Source organism: Streptomyces melanosporofaciens (assembly GCF_900105695.1).
GTDB classification, from domain to species: Bacteria; Actinomycetota; Actinomycetes; order Streptomycetales; family Streptomycetaceae; genus Streptomyces; species Streptomyces antimycoticus.
Genome location: NZ_FNST01000002.1, coordinates 1,349,853 through 1,367,581 on the forward strand (window position 1 = coordinate 1,349,853; position 17,729 = coordinate 1,367,581).

Here is a 17,729-nt window from a genome sequence, read left to right on the forward strand (position 1 = left end):
GCGCGGATGGACGGCCGTGCGCGGCTGCGTGCGCCCGTCCACCGACCGAGAGGCACCACAGCCATGAACATTCGCCACAGCGTGGCGGCTCTTTCCCTGTGCGCCGCCCTGTGCGCCGCCCTGGGTGCGGCCGCCGCGCCTGCCGCTGTCGCCGATGACAGCCCGGCCGGGCGTTCCAAGGGGCTCTACGGCGCCAAGGACCCGAAGTTCGACGGTGTGTGGCGGCAGTCGCTGACGCTGCTCGCCCAGGACGCGGTGGGCGTCACCCCGGCGAAGTCGGCCATCGACTGGCTGGCCGGGCAGGGGTGCGCGGACGGCGGTTTCGCGGCGTATCGCGCGGACACCTCGAAGGCGTGCGACCCGAAGAAGGGCGAGTTCACCGATGCGACGGCGGCGGCGATCCAGGCACTGGCCGCGGTGGGCGGCCGCGCCGACACCGTGGAGAAAGGCATCGGCTGGCTGAAGCGCCACCAGAACGACGACGGCGGCTGGGGCATGAACCCGGGCGGGCCGAGCGACGCCAACTCCACCTCGGCGGCGATCGGCGCCTTCGCCGCCACGGGTCAGGACCCGGCGAAGCTGAACTCCAAGGGCGGCAAGAGCCCGTACGACGCGCTGCTCGGACTGCAGCTCGGCTGCTCGGCGAAGGCGGAGGAGCGCGGGGCGTTCGCGTACACCGCGGACAAGGGCAAGCCCGTCGCCAATGAGCTGGCCACCGCGAGCGCCGCGCTGGCCGCCCAGGGCAAGGGCTTCGTCTTCGAGACGGTCGGCAAGGACGGCGGCGCGGCCCCGGAGCCGCTGCGCTGCGCGGGCGGTAAGGGCGGCGAGGGCGGGGCCGACGAGGCAGACGGAGCCGGTACGCCGAAGGACGCCGCCGAGGCCGCGCTGGCCCATCTGTCCCGCGTCATGTCCGCCACCGATATGCATCTGAAGTCCGCGATGCCCGGCGCCAAGGACCAGCCCGACTTCGGCGGCACCGCCGACGCGGTGGTGGCACTCGCCGCAGGCGAGCACAGTGCGACCGCGGGCAAGCCGCTGCAGTGGCTGCAGGGCAAGGACAGCGGTGCGATGGCCTGGGCCAAGGGCGACCCGGGCGCGCTCGCCAAGCTGATCCTCGCGGCCCACGCGGCCGGCGCCGACCCGCGCGACTTCGGCGGCGTCGACCTCGTACAGCAGCTCAACGCCACCGGCCCGAAGCCCGAGGCGGCGGCCCCGGGCGCGGAGTCGGACGGCAAGAGCGAGGCGAGCGAGAAGAAGAGCGACGACGGCGGGGTCGGCGGCGTCTGGTGGACCGTCGGAGTCTGCGCGGTCGCGGGTATGGGCATCGGCTTCCTGATCAGCGGCCGAAAGAGGCGGCAGCTTTGACCCTGCGCACGGATGTGAAGTCGACCCCGCACACGGAGACGGCCTCGGCGCCGCGCAGCCGCGCCGCCCGGCTGCTGTTGTCCCTCGCCGCCGCGCTGCTGCCCGTTCTCGTCCTGTTCGCGATGTTCGGCGCCGCCCCCGCGCAGGCTGCCGACGGGTATCGCTACTGGTCGTTCTGGCAGCGGGGCGGGGACGGCGGAGGCTGGACCTATGCCGTCCAGGGGCCCTCGTCGACGCGGCCCGGCGATGGGGATGTGATCGGTTTCCGCTTCGCGGTCAGCGAGGACTCCGACGACGCCACCCGGCCGCGCGGCACGGCCGGTTTCACCGCCGTCTGTGCCGACACCCCGGCCAAGGACGGCACCAAACGGGTCGCGGTGGTCCTCGACTTCGGCACGGCCGCCGACGCGCCCGACCACCGGACGCCGCCCGCGCCCCGTACGAAGTGCGCACAGGTCGGCGAGGACGCGACCGCCGGGGAAGCGCTCGCCGCGGTCGCGAAGCCGCTGCGCTACAACTCCGCCGCGCTGCTCTGCGCCATCGCCGGATATCCGGAGTCGGGCTGCGGTGACAAGGTGGCCACGTCCGGAAACGCCCACGCCGCCCCCAAGGGCGACGGCGGCGAGGCGAGCGACGACAGCGCCTCCAGTGGCCCCTCCGCCGGACTGATCGGTGGGCTCGCCGCCGTCGTCCTGCTCGGCGCCGCGGCGGTGTGGCAGGCGCGCCGCCGTCGCGTATGAGCGCGCGGATGACCACCATGCCGTCACCGCGCGCCACTCCTGACGCCACCGCCCCGCGCCGCAACCGCACCGGGTTCCGCACCCGCCCGCGAGCCGGTGCCCCGCGCAGCGGAAGCGCGCTGCACGCGGGGGCCTGGTGGCTGTGGGCGCTCGGGCTGGCCACGGCCGCGTCCCGGACCACCAACCCGCTGCTGCTGGGGCTGCTCATCGCGGTCGCGGGCTATGTGGTGGCCGTACGCCGCACGGACGCCCCGTGGGCCCGCTCGTACACCGCGTTCCTCAAGCTGGGCCTTGTGGTGCTGGCCATCCGGCTGTTCTTCGCGGTCTTCTTCGGCTCGCCGATCCCCGGGACCCGGGTGCTCTTCACGCTCCCCGAAGTCCCGCTGCCCCACTGGGCGCAGGGGGTGCGGATCGGCGGCCGGGTGTCGGCCGAGGGGCTGGTGTTCGCGCTGTACGACGGGCTCCGACTGGCCACCCTGCTGATCTGCGTCGGCGCCGCGAACGCGCTGGCCAGCCCGGCGCGGCTGCTCAAGTCGCTGCCCGGCGCGCTCTACGAGGCCGGGGTGGCGGTCGTGGTGGCGATGACCTTCGCACCGCATCTGGTGGCGGACGTCCGGCGGCTGCGCTCCGCCCGCCGGTTGCGCGGCCGCCCCGACCGTGGGGTGAAGGCGCTGCTGCAGGTCGGACTGCCGGTGCTGGAGGGCGCGTTGGAACGGTCGGTCGCCCTGGCGGCGGCGATGGACGCGCGCGGCTACGGCCGCACGGCCCACGTCCCGCCCGCCGTCGCCCGTACCACCACCGCACTGACGCTGGGCGGGCTGCTCGGCGTCTGCTGCGGTACGTACGGCCTGCTCGCGGCCGAGGGCGCGGGCTACGGTCTGCCACTGCTGCTCGCGGGCCTCGCCGCCGCGCTCGGCGGACTGTGGCTGGGCGGCCGCCGCTCGGTACGCAGCCGCTACCGCCCGGACCGCTGGGGCGTCCGGGCGTGGCTGGTGGCGGGGTCGGGTGCGGCGGTCGCGGCGCTGATGATCCGCGCCGCCTCGTACGCCCCCGGGGCCCTCCAGCCGGCCGTCGTCCCGCTCACCACCCCGACGCTGCCGCTGTGGCCCGCGGCGGGGGTACTGCTGGGCCTGCTCCCGGCCTTCGCCTCCCCGGCACCGACCCGGACTCCGGCCCACGAACCGGCTACGCCGGACAAGGCCCCCGACAGCCACCCCACCCCCACCGCACACATCCCGCCCGGCGAGCGAGAGGGCGAGCGAGCCGGGGCCGGGCCCGAGGAGGCCACGCAGTGATTCGGTTCGAGCAGGTGTCGGTCCACTACGTCGGGGCGGCGCGGCCCGCACTCGCGGGGGTGGACCTGACCGTCCCCGAGGGCGAGCTGTGTCTGCTGGTCGGTCCGTCCGGGGCCGGCAAGTCGACACTGCTGGGTGCCGTCTCCGGTCTCGTACCGCATTTCACCGGTGGCACCCTGCGCGGCCGCGTCACCGTCGCGGGCCGGGACACCCGTATCCACAAGCCGCGTGAACTGGCCGACGTCGTCGGCACCGTGGGGCAGGACCCGCTCGCGCACTTCGTCACCGACACCGTCGAGGACGAGCTGGCCTACGGCATGGAGTCCCTCGGCATCGCGCCGGACACCATGCGCCGCCGGGTCGAGGAGACGCTGGACCTGCTGGGCCTCGCCGAGTTGCGGGACCGTCCCATCGCCACGCTCTCCGGCGGGCAGCGGCAGCGCGTGGCGATCGGCTCGGTGCTCACCACCCACCCCCGCGTCCTGGTCCTCGACGAACCGACCTCCGCGCTCGACCCGGCAGCGGCCGAGGAGGTGCTGGCCGTGTTGCAGCGGCTCGTGCACGACCTGGGCACCACCGTGCTGATGGCCGAGCACCGCCTGGAGCGGGTGGTGCAGTACGCGGACCAGATGATCCTGCTGCCCTCCCCCGGCGCCGCCCCGCTGACCGGCGCACCGGCCGAGCTGCTGCCGGTGTCGCCCGTCCAGCCGCCCGTGGTGGCGCTGGGCGGCCTCGCGGGGTGGCCGGCGCCGATGCCGCTGTCCGTACGGGACGCGCGCCGCAAGGCAGGGCCGCTGCGGGAGCGGCTGGCGTCGCTCACCCCGCGGGCGGTGGCCGATCCGCCGCCGGGCGAGCCGATAGGCGAGGTGGCGCGGCTGTCCGTGCGCCACGGCCGGGTCGAGGCGCTGCGCGGGGTGGACCTGTCGGTGCGGCCGGGCGAGACCGTGGCGCTGATGGGACGCAACGGGGCGGGCAAGTCCACGCTTCTGGCCAGTCTGGTCGGGCTGCATGAACCGGCCTCGGGGTCGGTGCGGGTCGGCCCGGGCCGGGTCGTACCGCATCGCATCCGCCCCGCCGAACTGCTGCGCCAAGTCGGCCTCGTACCGCAGGAGCCACGCGATCTGCTCTACGCGGACACGGTCGCCGCCGAATGCGCGGCGGCCGACCAGGACGCGGGCGCGGCGCCCGGCACCTGCCGCGAGCTCGTCGGCCGGCTGCTGCCGGAGGTGGCGGACACCGCCCATCCGCGCGATCTGTCGGAGGGACAGCGGCTGGCGCTGGCCCTGTCCGTCATCCTCACCGCCCGTCCGCCGCTGCTGCTGCTCGACGAGCCGACGCGCGGCCTCGACTACGCGGCGAAGGCCCGGCTGGTGGAGATGGTGCGCGGGCTGGCCGCGGACGGCCATGCGATCGTGCTGGCCACCCACGATGTGGAGCTTGCGGCCGAACTCGCCCATCGCGTCGTCATCCTGGCCGAGGGCGAGGTGGTCGCGGACGGGCCCACGGCGGAGGTGGTGGTGTCCTCCCCCGCGTTCGCCCCGCAGGTGGCCAAGGTGCTGGCGCCGCTGCCGTGGCTGACGGTGCCACAGGTGCGCGAGGCGCTGGAGGGAACACCGTGAGCGGGCGGCGGCATCTGGGCAGCGAGCCGCGCCGCGCCGGAGCGCACGACGCGGAGCCGACGGTGGCATACGGCACGGAGCCGACGGCGGCGAACGTGCCGACGGCGGCGAACGGCACCGAGCCGACCGCGGCATACGGCGCCCAACCGACCACGGCGTACGACACGAGGCCGACCGCGGCGTACGGCACGAAACCGACCCCGGCCTCCAGCGGCCGCATCCGGGCCGTACGCCTCGGCCCGCGCTCGGTGGCGGCGCTCGCCCTCGTCTCCGCGATCGGTGTCGTCGCCTTCGGCTGGCCGCTGTTCGCACCGGGCGACTCCGGGATCACCACCCACGCCGCCGACGCGCCCTGGCTGTTCGCCGCGCTCCTTCCGCTGCTGCTGGCCGTGGTCGTGGCGACCATCGCGGACTCCGGTCTGGACGCCAAGGCCATCGCGATGCTCGGGGTCCTGGCGGCGGCAGGCGCCGCCCTGCGGCCGCTGGGCGCGGGGACGGCCGGGATCGAGCCGATGTTCTTTTTGATGGTGCTGTCGGGGCGAGTGCTGGGCCCCGGTTTCGGCTTCGTCCTCGGCGCCGTGTCGATGTTCGCGTCCGCGCTGCTCACCGGTGGCGTGGGGCCGTGGATGCCGTTCCAGATGCTGGCCATGGGCTGGGTGGCGATGGGTGCGGGGCTGCTGCCCGGCGCCGCCCGGCTGCGCGGCCGGGCGGAGTCGCTGCTGCTCGCCGGGTACGGGGCGGTGGCGTCCGTGGCCTACGGGACGGCCATGAACCTACAGGGCTGGACCCTGATGCAGGGCATGGCCTCGGGGATCTCCTACGTCCCCGGCGATCCGCTCGGCGAGAACCTCGCCCGCTTCGTGGCGTACTGCCTGGCCACCTCGCTGGGCTGGGATCTGCCGCGCGCCGTGGTCACGATGGTGCTCACCCTCACCCTCGGCGGCGCCATCCTCAAGGCGCTGCGCCGAGCGACCCGCCGCGCGGCCTTCGAAGCCCCGGCCACCTTCGAGGCCGCGGACGGACGCCGGGCGGACGGCCGGAGTCCGTCCGCGGACACGGACACGGACACGGACGCGGACACGGACGGAGCTTCCTACAGCCGCTGAATAATCGTCCCCGTAGCCAACGCCCCACCCGCGCACATCGTGATCAGCGCGAATTCCTTGTCCGCGCGCTCCAGTTCATGCAGCGCCGTCGTGATCAGGCGCGCCCCCGTGGCCCCCACCGGATGCCCCAGCGCGATCGCGCCGCCGTTCACGTTCACCTTCTCCAGGTCCTGTCCGAAGACCCGCGCCCAGGACAGCACCACCGAGGCGAACGCCTCGTTGATCTCGACCAGATCGATGTCCTTCAGCGTCATCCCGGCCTTGCCCAGCACCGCCTTCGTCGCGTCGATCGGCCCGTCCAGATGGAAGTGCGGATCGGTGCCGACCAGGGCCTGGGCCACGATGCGGGCGCGTGGGCGCAGCTTCAGTGCCCGGGCCATCCGCTTGGAGGCCCACAGCACCGCGCACGCGCCGTCGGAGATCTGGGAGGAGTTGCCCGCGGTGTGCACGGCGGTCGGCATGATGGCCTTGAGCCCGCTGAGCGCCTCCATGCTGGTGTCGCGCAGCCCCTCGTCCCGGTCGACGGCCCGCCACATGCCCTCTCCGGCGCTCTGTTCCTCCTCGGTCGTGGGCACCTGCACCGCGAAGGTCTCGCGTTTGAACCGCTCCTCCGCCCAGGCCCGCGCCGCCCGTTCCTGGGAGATCAGCCCGAGGGCGTCCACGTTCTCCCGGGTCAGGCCGCGGTGGCGGGCGATCCGCTCGGCGGCCTGGAACTGATTGGGCAGATCCACGTTCCACTCCTCCGGGAACGGTTTGCCCGGGCCGTGTTTGGAGCCGCTGCCCAGCGGCACCCGCGACATGGCCTCGACCCCGCAGCCGATGCCGATGTCGATGACACCGGTGGCGATCATGTTGGCCACCATATGGTTGGCTTGCTGCGACGAGCCGCACTGACAGTCCACCGTCGTCGCCGCGGTCTCGTACGGCAGGCCCATCGTCAGCCAGGCGGTGCGCGCGGGGTTCATCGACTGCTCCCCCGCATGGGTGACCGTGCCGCCGACGATCTGCTCGACGCAGTCGGGCTGAATAGCGGTACGGGCGAGGAGTTCGCGGTAGGTCTCGCCGAGCAGATAGGCGGGGTGGAGGTTGGCGAGCGCGCCTCCGCGCTTGCCAATGGGAGTGCGTACGGCTTCGACGATGACGGGTTCCGCGGCCATGGCTGTCTCGTCCTCTCATCGCATCCGCGGGGCTCCCGGCAGCGCCCGCGCCAGAACTAGTACGCGTTCTAGTTCTTCAGCTCAGTCTGCTGAGGCCCGGCCCGGCGGCGCAAGGGTTGTGCAGGGGTTGAGCGGACCTGGAGCGGCACCAATCCCCCGAAACAATGGCCGCGTTCTCTCTTGCGACTTGTAGAACCCGTTACTACGTTGCGGACACTTCTGATAGGCCGTCAGATCTCCCGTCAGATCTCTGGAGTGGCCATGTCCTGTCCAGCGCTCCCCGAAGGCTTTGACCTCACCGACCCCGACCTCCATCAGCACCGCGTGCCACTCCCGGAGCTCGCCCGGCTGCGGCAGACCGCCCCGGTGTGCTGGATCCCCCAGCCCCACGGCATCGCCGGCTTCGGCGACGACGGCTACTGGGCCGTCACCCGCCACGCCGATGTCAAGGAGGTCTCCACCCGGCCGGAGATCTTCTCCTCCCACGCCAACACCGCGATCATCCGCTTCAACGAGCACATCCAGCGGGACCAGATCGACGTCCAGAAGCTGATCATGCTCAATATGGACCCGCCCGAGCACACCCGGGTCCGCCAGATCGTCCAGCGCGGCTTCACCCCGCGCGCCATCCGCGCCCTCGAGGACGCCCTGCGCGACCGCGCGCAACGCATCGTGGCAGGTGCCCGGGAGAGCGGCAGCGGGGACTTCGTCACCGATGTCGCCTGCGAACTGCCGCTGCAGGCGATCGCCGAGCTGATCGGCGTCCCCCAGCAGGACCGGTCCAAGATCTTCGACTGGTCCAACAAGATGGTCGCGTACGACGATCCGGAACTGGCCATCACCGAGGAGATCGGCGCCGAGTCGGCCATGGAGCTGATCTCGTACGCCATGAACCTCGCCGCCGACCGCAAGGCGTGCCCGGCCAAGGACATCGTCAGCCGGCTGGTGGCCGCCGAGGACGAGGGCAATCTGGGCTCGGACGAGTTCGGCTTCTTCGTCCTGCTGCTCGCCGTCGCCGGCAACGAGACCACCCGCAACGCCATCAGCCACGGCATGCACGCCTTCCTCACCCACCCCGACCAGTGGGAGCTGTTCAAGGCCGAGCGCCCGGCCACCGCCGCCGACGAGATCGTGCGCTGGGCCACCCCCGTGATGTCCTTCCAGCGCACCACCACCCAGGACACCGAGCTGGGCGGACAGCGCATCGAGGCGGGCGCGCGGGTCGGGGTCTTCTACTCCTCCGCCAACAACGACCCCGAGGTCTTCGACCGCCCCGAGGACTTCGACATCACCCGCGACCCCAACCCCCATCTGGGCTTCGGCGGTGGCGGACCGCACTTCTGCCTCGGCAAGAGCCTGGCGGAGCTGGAGATCCGGCTGATCTTCCAGGCCATCGCGGACGCCCTCCCGGACATCCGGCTCGCGGGCGAGCCCCGGCGGCTGCGCTCGGCCTGGCTGAACGGGATCAAGGAGCTGAGGGTGACCTACGCGTAAGCTGTTCGTGGTGCGCCAGGAGTCCCACAACCTCCCGGACGCGGGCACACTGACCGCCATGAGCGAGATGTACGGTCCGCACGGCGCGGCGGGCGATCGGCGAAGACTTTTCGACTTCATAGCCCTCACCGCCCGCCTTCGTGACATCGAGCGCGCCAACAACGCCACCCCGGAGCGCAAGGAAAGCGTCGCGGAGCACTCCTGGCATCTGGCGATGGTGAGCTGGATACTGCACGGCGAGTTCGACCGCGAGGCCGGGCAGCGGCTCGACCTCACCAAGATGCTCAAGCTGTGCCTGATGCACGACCTCGTCGAGATGGACGCGGTGGAGCGGGGCGCCGGGGGCGGTGAGCCCGCGCGCTTCGCCTCGCTCCCCGCGCCGCTCGGCACCGAACTGCTGGCGCTGTGGCGGGAGTACGAGGAGGGCCGTACGCCCGAGGCGTGTCTGGTGCGCGGGGTGGACCGGCTCAACCCCACCCTGATGCGCTGTCTGACCGGCCAGGGCTGGGGCGATATGGCCACCGACAGCCACGCTCCCGTGGACGCCGAGGCGCTGGACGGGCTGCATCTGCCACGGGTCGCCGTGAGCGAGACGCTGTGCGCGCTGTACGAGGAGATCAGGAACGCCTCGGTGGAGGGCGGGCTGCTGCCGCCCTGAGCCCTACCGGGGCAAAAGCCACCCGTGAGCTCCGCCGCCCCACCGGACGCCCCGGAACGCCGCTACGTGAACGGCAACGCCGCTACTTGAACGGCACGTTGACGCACGCCACCCGGGCTCCGGCCTGGCCGGCCTTGCCCTGCGTGGTGCCCGTCGCATGCTTGTGGATCACCACCGAACGGGCCCCCTCGGACCTGAACTGCCACTTCTGCCAGGACTTGGCATAGCCCTTACCGGCTCCGTTGGTGGTGACATCCAGCCAGACCTCGTTGTGCGGGTTGGCGTACTTCGGGTTGGTCGAGGGCTGCCGGGGATCCTCCTTGTTCTGGTAGTGCGGCCCCGAGGAGTCGGGCTTGGTGCCACACGGCTTCGTATGGACATGGATCCCGTAGTGGTGGTGGGGTGTGAGGCCGCGCACGCTGAGGAACACGAACGTGCCCTTGTGCATCATGCGGTGGCCTCGGCCTTCCCCGCCCTCACGGTGCTTCATGCCCTTGCCGCCCACGCGCAGCTCGGCGATGAACACCGTGGCCGACGTCGGCACCAGCGACTTGTCGTAGGTCACCGCACCGGCCTTCTCCGCCTGCGACGCGGGCTGGAACTTGTCGTGGACGAAGACGAAGGGGTGCGGCGGCGCGGCGGCCGCGGGGGTCGCTATGGCCATCGAAGCGCCCATCGCGACCGCCGCGGTGACTGCCTTCACCAGGGACATCGTTGATCCCTCCTCGGTCGGGGTCCCCGCTCCCCGTCTCGATTCCCGGATCCCCCCCGTTTAACGCGCTTGTCCGGCTTTCCGTCCCCTTCTCACCACGCTAGACCCGCTGGTCATGGCGCTCAACGCGAGCCTGTCCCCCTTTCGGGGGCTCGTCCGCGGCGTCGGACCGATCCTTCCCGGCGGACTCGGCGTCGACCGGCTCGGCGTCGTCGTGCCCACCGCTGCGCTGCCGCACCAGCCCCGGCACCAGCCCCCTGGCCCGGGCCATCGCGGCGCCCATCGCCGCCGACAGCGGTGGTGCCTCCTCGCGCGGGCGCTTGCCCACACCGAGCAGCACGTACTGCAGCCCGAACCCGGCCGAGACGATGGCCGCGCCGCCGATCGCGTCCAGCACATAGTGGTTGGCGGTGCCCACGATGACCGCCGTCGTCAGCAGCGGGTACAGGATGCCGAGCACCTTCGCCCACATGTACGGCGCCACGATCGCGATGACCACCCCGCACCACAGCGACCACCCCACGTGCAGCGAGGGCATGGCGGCGTACTGGTTGGACAGCTTGGTGAGGGCGCCGAAGTCCGGGTTGTTCAGATCCTGCGGGCCGTGCGCGGTGTCCACGTACCCGAGCCCCATCAGCCGCGGCGGGGCCAGCGGGTAGAGCCAGAAGCCGACCAGGGCGAGCATCGTGGCGAAGGCCAGCGGCGTACGGGCCCAGCGGTAGGTCGCCGGGCGGCGCAGATACAGCCAGGCCAGCAGGGACAGCGGGATCAGGAAGTGGAAGGTGCTGTAGTACCAGTTCATGAAGTGCTTGAGCCATGAGGTGTCCGCCACGATGGCGTTGAACCAGTGCTCGATGTCGATGTGCAGCCAGCTCTCGAGGGTGAGCACCTGGTCTCCGTGGCCCTCGGCCACGCTGCGCTCGTCCGGGGCGTGGGCGCGGATCCAGGAGTAGGCGAAGTAGCCGACGCGGATCAGCATCAGCTCGAGCATCAGGTTCGGGCGGGACAGCGGCCGCTTGAGGAAGCGCAGCAGCGGCACCCAGGCGTAGCGGCTCTTGGCCGGGTCGGCGACCGGCGTCGGCTCGGGGTCGTCCCAGCGCGGCGAGGTGCGGGAGTGGAACGGCACCACACAGGCGGCGGCGAGCGCGGCGAGAAGCGGCGCATTGTAGCCGATATGGCCGAGGATCTCGATGTCGGGCAGCAGCGCGGTGCGGCTGAGCGACATCGCCAGCACCACCAGAACCGGCCACACCAGCCGGTCGGAGCCGCGCCGCCCCACCCGGCCGACCACGGCCAGCAGGATCCAGAGCTGCTGATGCTGCCAGGAGGTGGGCGAGACCGCGAGCGCGACGCTGCCGGTGATGGCGGCGGCGAGCAGTAGCTGCCCGTCATTCGCGTAGTGCACCGCGCGCCGCAGGCCGATCACCGCGACGGCGACCGCGAGCACGGCCAGCAGCGCCAGCTCGACCGGGCCCTGGAGACCGATGCGCAGCAGCAGCCCGTGCAGCGACTGGTTGGCCAGGCTGTCGGCGGGCGCGCCGAGCCCGGCGCCGCCGATGTGGTGGCCCCAGTACGTCCAGGAGTCGTGCGGCATGGCTGCCCAGGCGAGCGCGGTGCACACGGCGAACGTGGCGCCCGCCAGCGCCGCGGCCCGGCGCCGGCCGATGAGCCACAGCACGACGGCGAACAGCAGCAGCGCGGGCTGCAGCGCCGCGGCGACCCCGATGAGCACACCGGCCTGCCGTCCGGAGGTTCTGGGCAGCACGGTGAGGACGACCAGCAGCACCGGGATGATGCTGGTCTGGCCGAGGGTGAAGGTGTTGCGCACCGGAAGGGAGAGCACCAGCAGGCTGATGGCCAGCGGTGCGGCGATCAGCGAGGTGCGGCGGGAGACCGGGCCGGGCAGCGCCCGGGCCACGACCAGTCCGAGGATCACGACCAGCACCAGGGTGCCGAAGGTCCAGGCGACGCCGAGGCTCTGCTCGGCGGCCCGGGTCAGGGGCTTGAGGACGAGCCCGGAGAACGGGGTGCCGGTGAAGGAGTCCCCGTCGTACAGCGACCCCCTGACATGCAGCACACCCTCTTCGCCGATCCAGGTCTCCAGGTCGGTCAGCCGCTCGTCGGGGGGCAGCCGCAGCACCGCCGCCGCCTGACGAACCGCCAGCACGCCGGCCAGGAGCCACAGGGCCGCGAGCCCCATTCTGGTCCGTGACGTCCGCGCCCCGACGGCACCGGGGCCCGACCCCGTGTCCGGGGTTCTCCCCAGTCCGCTCCGCTCCACGTTCGCCACGCCCTGCCGCTCCCCCACTCGCCCTTTTCACCTGTCCTGGATGTTTGGAGACCCTACTGAGCCCACTACTCAGACGCCGAACACTCCCACTTCACCTGACTGTCGTCCGAGGTTGTCCGAAAGATGTCAGGCTTTGGCAGGGTGCTTTCGCTCCGCGTGAGTCCGTACGGTCCGGCCCAATTTCACCAGGGCTGCGGGGTGCGCCGCGAATCGGGACCCGCCGCGCGCTGAAATGTTCCCGGCGTCACTCCGAAACACCGCACGAACCACCGGTGGAAATGGCTCTGGTCGGCGAACCCCGCCTGGGCCGCGGCCTCGGCGGCGCTACGGCCCGCCACCAGCAGCCCGCGCGCCCGGCGCAGCCGAAGCTGCCGCTGGAAGTCGCTCGGCGCCATTCCGTACGCGGCGCGGAACGCCCGGTAGAGCGCGAAGCGGCTGCACCCGGCGGCCTCCGCGAGCCGCGCCGCCGGGATCTCCTCCAGGTACGCCTCCTCCAGCAGCGCCCGGGCCCGCCGCGCGGCCCGCGCCTGCTCACCGCTCCCGCCCGACAGCTCCCGGGCGCGCAGCGGCCCGGTGGCCCCGCGCCGCACCAACGCCCCGACGGCCGCCGTCAGCCGCTCGTCCCGCACCAGCGGACCGGCGCCGCCGACCAGGGCGGTGTGCAGCCGCAGCAGGGCGGGGACCAGCACGGGATCGGAGACCACCGGCCGGTCGAACAGCGGCAACGCCGCCCGGTCGGCCGCGCTGTCGGCCACATCGGCGAGCACATTCCGCATCACATCGGGACCCATATGGACGATGCGGTACTTGTAGCCGAGTTCGGCGGCCGCCTCCCCGTCATGCGGATCGTCGGGGTTGAAGACCATCACCATCCCCGCCCCGCTGGTGCGCAGCGCACCCCGGCACCGGAAGCGCTGGGCGCCGATCTCGGTGACGGCGAAGGAGTAGGCGTCATGGCTGTGGGGATGGAAGCGATGGCTGAAGAAGTGGGCGTGCATGGCCTCCACGGCCCGGTCGGGATCACGCCAGTACCGGGCCCAGTCCTCAGGCCCCCGCTCCCCTTCTCCTACCGCACCCACGCCCCCATTGTGCCGCCGCGGTTCGCGCACCAGCGTTCAAGACCGCGGGCCGGGATCGTGGCGAGACTGCCGTCCATGCGTTTCGACACCAAGATCGCCGTCATCGTCCGCGCCGACCTCGCCGACTGGCAGAAGCTGAACGTGACCGCGTTCCTCTCCAGCGGCCTGGCACACGCCACGGACGAGATCGTCGGCAAGCCGTACGAGGACGCCTCGGGCAATGTCTACCTCCCGATGTTCCGCGAACCGGTCCTCGTCTACGCCGCCGACGCCCCCGCCCTCACCCGCACCCACGCCCGCGCCCTCTCCCGCGACCTGCCGACGGCCCTCTACACGGAGGAGCTCTTCGGCACCAACAACGAGGACGACAACCGCGCGGTGGTCCGCGCCATCGACGCCGACGCGCTGAACCTGGTGGGCCTCGCCCTCCACGGGCCGCGCAGCCAGGTGGACAAGGTGACCAAGGGCCTGAAGCTGCACGGCTGAGGGTGAGGCACCGCAGGGGCGCGGCATCGGCTACGGCAAGATGGGGCCATGAGCGTAGTCAAGATCAATGTGCTGACCGTGCCGGAGGAACAGCGCGAGGTGCTGGAGAAGCGCTTCGCGTCGCGCGCCGGGGCCGTGGAGGGCTCCGACGGTTTCGAGTGGTTCGAGCTGCTGCGTCCGGTCGAGGGGACCGACCAGTACCTCGTCTATACGCGCTGGCGCAGCGAGGAGGACTTCCAGGCGTGGATGGAGGGCCCCATGAAGGCGGCCCACCAGCGCGGCGGCGAGGACGCCCCGCAGCAGAAGCCCGCCGCCTCCGGCTCCACCCTGTGGTCCTTCGAGGTCGTCCAGCAGGCCGCGCCCAAACAAGGCTGAACCGGGCCCCTGACGAACCGTCGCCGGTCCCCGGGCCCAGGCCCGGGGGCTACGGTTACGCGCTGCGCCCGTCAAGGGGGCTGTGCACTCGCCTGCCCGCTGGCCGCGCGGCCCGGAAGCGACTCATGCGCCACGCTCGGGGAGCCGGATTCCGCGGAGTACACCCTCACTGCCGACCGAGGACACGTCCGAGTGAGTGAGCGGCGTGGTGTGACAACCGAGCGTGGTCAGACGGGCTGGCCCATGGGCCGGATGGTCAGGGTGTTGAGGTCGACGCCCGCCGGCTGGTCGAGGGCGAAGCAGATGGCCTCGGCGATGGGCTGGGGAGGCAGGGCGAAGGGGGGAACGCCGGCGCCTTGCCAGAAGGGTGTGTCGATCATGCCGGGGTTGACAAGAGTGACACCGATGCCGCGGGTCGTGGCGTGCAGGCGCAGGTTCTCGGCGAGTCCGGTGGTAGCCCACTTGGTGGCCGAGTAGAGATTGGCGGGAGAGTTCTTCAGCCCGGCGACGCTGCCGATGAGCACCAGCCGTCCGCCAGTGGCCTCAAGGTGGGGCAGGGTGGCATGGGCCAGCAGGGCGGGGCCGAGGACGTTGGTGAGGATCATGGGCGACCACAGTGTCGGGTCGCCGGCCCCGATGGAGTCACCGGACATGAATCCGGCGTTGGCCACCGCCGCGTCAAGGGCACCGAAATGCTCCACGGTGCGGGTCACGACCGACTCGGTGGCCTGCCAGTCCGCCGCGTCCGCGACAAGACCCAGCAGCCGGTCGGGGTGGCCGGCCTCGTCGAGGAAAGTCTTCAGTTTGCTCTCGTTGCGGCCGGTGACCGCCACACGGTGGCCGCGGTCGAGGAGCAACCGCGCGGTGTGGGCGCCGATACCGCTGGTCGCGCCGGTGATCAGTACGGTCTTGCTGGCCATGGTCATGCTCCTGAGGAGTGGGTGGGGGACGGCGGACGGCGGCCCGCGATGAAGGAGTGCCGTTCAAGTCCGCCGACCCCATGAAACCGGCGCCGTCAGAGGCGGGGAAGGTCGCGTTTATGGGGGGTATAAGCACAACCTCTCTATCGGCCGGACCATGGGTACGCTGGGCGAATGGAACCTCCGTCCGAAAACCACACCGGTGATCCCACCGACAACCGTTCGGAGATCCGCGACTTCCTCATCAGCCGACGCGCCAAGCTCGCCCCGGAGCGGGTCGGACTGCCCACCAGCCGACGCCGCCGGGTTCCGGGACTACGGCGCGAGGAGGTCGCGGCCCTCGCCGGCGTGAGCACCGAGTGGTACACACGGCTGGAGAAGGGCCACATCGGCGGTGTCTCCGAGGACGTGCTGGAAGCGGTCGCCCAGGCATTGCTCCTCGACGAGGACGAGCGCACCTACCTGCTCGATCTGGCCAGAGCGGCCCGTCCCACCCGCCGCAGGTCGCACCGCCGCAAAGACGTCAAGATCCCGTCCCCCGTCCAATGGATGGTGGACTCCATGACCATGGCTCCCGCCTTCGTACGCAGCGGCCGTTTGGACATCATCGCGAGCAACGCGCTCTGCAGGGCCCTGTACTCACCGATGTTCGACAGCGACACCACCGGCGACCGGGGCTGCGCCAATTTCCCCCGTTACTTCTTCCTCGACCCCGGCTCCTCCGACTTCTTCGTCGACTGGGAGGAAGGCGCGAGGGCCACGGTCGCAGTGCTCCGCGCCGAAGCCGGACGTGAACCTCACGACCGGGCCCTGCGCGAGCTCGTTGGCGAATTGTCCACGCTGAGCCCCGACTTCCGCACCATGTGGGCCAGTCACGACGTCCGAATCCGTCACGAAGGCGTCAAGCGGCTGAACCATCCCGAGGTCGGCCGTCTGGAGATGACCTTCCGCTCCCTGAACCTGCCCCTGCCTCAACGGGCCGTCCACGACCTGATCATCTACACGGCCGAGCCCGGCACCGCCTCGGAAGACCGCCTCAAACTCCTCGCCAGTTGGACAGCACCGCAGACCTCACCCACGGAACCAATCCGCCCGCCCCGCTGACCTCACGAGCCGGTCTCAGTCCAGCCGTTGGATGCTCGCCGTCGGCGCGATCCTGGCTGTAGGACTGATCGCCTTGGCCGTCGTCGACGCGGCATTCCGGGCGACCAGCCTGGCCCTGCTGCTCGCGGCGGTCGCGTTCCTCGTCACGGGGGCCATCAAGGTCACCGTCTCCTCACGCGGCGTCACGGTGGCCTCAGCTCTCGCCCCCTTCCTGCGGCAGAACATCACGATGGACCGGATCGAGCGTGCCACTGCGCGCTGGACCCGCCCCATGGAGATCGGCGGCTGGGGCTACCGGTGGAAGCCGGGCGTGCGGGCGGTCTCGCTCCGGAAGGGCGACGCGCTCTGGCTTGAACTCACCAGCGGACCCGCTTCGTCATCACGATCGATGACGCGCAAACGGCGGCGGAACTGGTGAACCGATACCTTCCCCGCAGGCCCTGAGGGCCATTGACCCCGCTGCGCGCCCCTGAGGCAACGACCCGGCTCAACCGGACGGCGTGACCGCGGACCACACACCGAACCACTGCTCGGCGCCGTACTCCTCGAACCGCTCCACCTCGGTGAACCCCAGCTTCGCCGCGAGGCGCATCGAGCGGTCGTTGGCGGACTGGGTGCAGAGCACCACCGGCTCCCCGGGAAGCGCGCCGGCGAACCAGCCGAGCGTCGCAGCGCACCCCTCGGCGGCGTACCCGCACCCCCACGCCTCCGGCAGGAACACATAACCGAGTTCGGCCTCCCCGGCATCCGGACGGATGTGCCCCGGACGCTCCGCATCGCGCCGATCGAGCGTGATCATGCCGATCATCGCCCCGTCGAGATCGACCACGACCAGGCCAGGACGCCGCCCGGGCACCTCAGGCACCGCGGCTTCGAGCTCCTCACGCGATCGAGGGCCACCCAGATAGGTGCGCACCTCCGGCGACGCGAACAGCTCGATGAACGCCGCCCGGTCCCGGGCCTCGGACTCCCGGAGCACGAGCCGTTCGGTCCCTATCGGGGCAGGTGGCCAGGCGACGGATCCGAGTCCAGTCATGGCGGGCAACCTATCGCACGCCCGTGAGCGGGATCGATCCGGAAGAGAAGGCCTGACGCGGCGGCTTCACCGTGGCCGGCGGCCGGTCACTTGCGCCGATACGCATCGGGCGCACTCGCACGGCGGCCACGCCGACGTCTCCAGCGGCATCAGGGGCTCGGTGGACCTGACCACGCGGGTCGGCCCGTAGGTCTTCCCGCTGTCCCGCGACACTCGCAGCGTCATCATCGTGCGGCCCAAGACAACCGCGAACGTGTGGTCGCGGTTGGTGACCGCTTGGTGACTACGCGGTG

General features: G+C 71.7%; 17 protein-coding genes. 11 read left to right on the forward strand and 6 right to left on the reverse strand.

Features of this window, described 5'->3' with window-relative positions; translation table 11 throughout:
* The first annotated feature begins 63 nt into the window (after positions 1-63).
* The 5 genes from BLV72_RS08660 (at position 64) to BLV72_RS08680 (ending at position 6,125) form a co-directional block, all read left to right on the forward strand.
* Positions 64-1,365 (forward strand): SCO2321 family membrane protein, encoded by a 1,302-nt coding sequence (locus BLV72_RS08660; protein WP_093461361.1) that lies wholly within the window; start codon positions 64-66, stop codon positions 1,363-1,365.
* A 122-nt stretch (positions 1,366-1,487) separates the two neighbouring features.
* Positions 1,488-2,105, forward strand: a complete 618-nt coding sequence (locus BLV72_RS08665) for an SCO2322 family protein (protein WP_244321385.1) — start codon at positions 1,488-1,490, stop codon at positions 2,103-2,105.
* 17 nt (positions 2,106-2,122) lie between these two features.
* Positions 2,123-3,400 (forward strand): energy-coupling factor transporter transmembrane component T, encoded by a 1,278-nt coding sequence (locus BLV72_RS08670; RefSeq protein ID WP_425288509.1) that lies wholly within the window; start codon positions 2,123-2,125, stop codon positions 3,398-3,400.
* Positions 3,397-5,019, forward strand: coding sequence for an ABC transporter ATP-binding protein (locus BLV72_RS08675; protein ID WP_093461362.1), 1,623 nt, complete (start codon positions 3,397-3,399; stop codon positions 5,017-5,019). The genes BLV72_RS08670 and BLV72_RS08675 overlap by 4 nt, the downstream gene beginning before the upstream one ends.
* A 218-nt stretch (positions 5,020-5,237) precedes the next feature.
* Entirely contained in the window at positions 5,238-6,125 is an 888-nt protein-coding gene (locus BLV72_RS08680) for an ECF transporter S component (protein ID WP_244321386.1), read from the forward strand.
* Here the strand turns inward: BLV72_RS08680 and BLV72_RS08685 are convergent.
* The gene (locus tag BLV72_RS08685; RefSeq protein ID WP_093461364.1) at positions 6,113-7,282 is read right to left on the reverse strand and encodes a steroid 3-ketoacyl-CoA thiolase; all 1,170 of its coding nucleotides are present in this window, start codon (positions 7,280-7,282) and stop codon (positions 6,113-6,115) included. The genes BLV72_RS08680 and BLV72_RS08685 overlap by 13 nt on opposite strands.
* A 261-nt stretch (positions 7,283-7,543) precedes the next feature.
* Here BLV72_RS08685 and BLV72_RS08690 point away from each other — a divergent pair, with 261 nt between their 5' ends.
* Together BLV72_RS08690 and BLV72_RS08695 are read left to right on the forward strand one after the other, a co-directional pair.
* Entirely contained in the window at positions 7,544-8,776 is a 1,233-nt protein-coding gene (locus BLV72_RS08690; RefSeq protein ID WP_093461365.1) for a cytochrome P450, read from the forward strand.
* Between the two features lie 10 nt (positions 8,777-8,786).
* Entirely contained in the window at positions 8,787-9,434 is a 648-nt protein-coding gene (locus tag BLV72_RS08695) for an HD domain-containing protein (RefSeq protein ID WP_244320702.1), read from the forward strand.
* Between the two features lie 82 nt (positions 9,435-9,516).
* On the opposite strand, the gene BLV72_RS08700 is transcribed toward BLV72_RS08695, so the two are convergent.
* From BLV72_RS08700 to BLV72_RS08710, 3 genes are all read right to left on the reverse strand, one after another.
* Positions 9,517-10,146: a superoxide dismutase family protein gene (locus BLV72_RS08700; protein ID WP_093461367.1), complete on the reverse strand. Its 630-nt coding sequence runs from the start codon at positions 10,144-10,146 to the stop codon at positions 9,517-9,519.
* 100 nt (positions 10,147-10,246) lie between these two features.
* A complete protein-coding gene (locus BLV72_RS08705) occupies positions 10,247-12,346 on the reverse strand; it encodes a bifunctional glycosyltransferase 87/phosphatase PAP2 family protein (protein WP_093461368.1) in 2,100 nt (699 codons plus the stop codon).
* 272 nt (positions 12,347-12,618) lie between these two features.
* Positions 12,619-13,434: a helix-turn-helix domain-containing protein gene (locus BLV72_RS08710; RefSeq protein ID WP_093470258.1), complete on the reverse strand. Its 816-nt coding sequence runs from the start codon at positions 13,432-13,434 to the stop codon at positions 12,619-12,621.
* Positions 13,435-13,590: 156 nt separating this feature from the next.
* Between BLV72_RS08710 and BLV72_RS08715 the strand changes: the two genes are divergently transcribed.
* Both BLV72_RS08715 and BLV72_RS08720 read left to right on the forward strand, forming a co-directional pair.
* Complete coding sequence (locus BLV72_RS08715; RefSeq protein WP_093461370.1) at positions 13,591-14,001, forward strand: DUF2000 domain-containing protein; 411 nt, start codon at positions 13,591-13,593, stop codon at positions 13,999-14,001.
* 48 nt (positions 14,002-14,049) lie between these two features.
* Positions 14,050-14,376: an antibiotic biosynthesis monooxygenase family protein gene (locus tag BLV72_RS08720; RefSeq protein WP_059148511.1), complete on the forward strand. Its 327-nt coding sequence runs from the start codon at positions 14,050-14,052 to the stop codon at positions 14,374-14,376.
* Positions 14,377-14,603: 227 nt separating this feature from the next.
* On the opposite strand, the gene BLV72_RS08725 is transcribed toward BLV72_RS08720, so the two are convergent.
* Positions 14,604-15,296, reverse strand: coding sequence for an SDR family oxidoreductase (locus BLV72_RS08725; protein WP_093461371.1), 693 nt, complete (start codon positions 15,294-15,296; stop codon positions 14,604-14,606).
* 174 nt (positions 15,297-15,470) lie between these two features.
* Here BLV72_RS08725 and BLV72_RS08730 point away from each other — a divergent pair, with 174 nt between their 5' ends.
* Together BLV72_RS08730 and BLV72_RS08735 are read left to right on the forward strand one after the other, a co-directional pair.
* Positions 15,471-16,400 carry a helix-turn-helix transcriptional regulator gene (locus tag BLV72_RS08730; protein ID WP_093461373.1) on the forward strand — a complete coding sequence of 310 codons (930 nt, stop codon included), beginning with the start codon at positions 15,471-15,473 and terminating at the stop codon, positions 16,398-16,400.
* Positions 16,401-16,431: 31 nt separating this feature from the next.
* Positions 16,432-16,818, forward strand: coding sequence for a hypothetical protein (locus BLV72_RS08735; RefSeq protein WP_093461374.1), 387 nt, complete (start codon positions 16,432-16,434; stop codon positions 16,816-16,818).
* A gap of 69 nt (positions 16,819-16,887) precedes the next feature.
* Here the strand turns inward: BLV72_RS08735 and BLV72_RS08740 are convergent, their stop codons facing one another.
* Positions 16,888-17,436 (reverse strand): GNAT family N-acetyltransferase, encoded by a 549-nt coding sequence (locus BLV72_RS08740; RefSeq protein WP_093461376.1) that lies wholly within the window; start codon positions 17,434-17,436, stop codon positions 16,888-16,890.
* Positions 17,437-17,729: the final 293 nt, after the last annotated feature.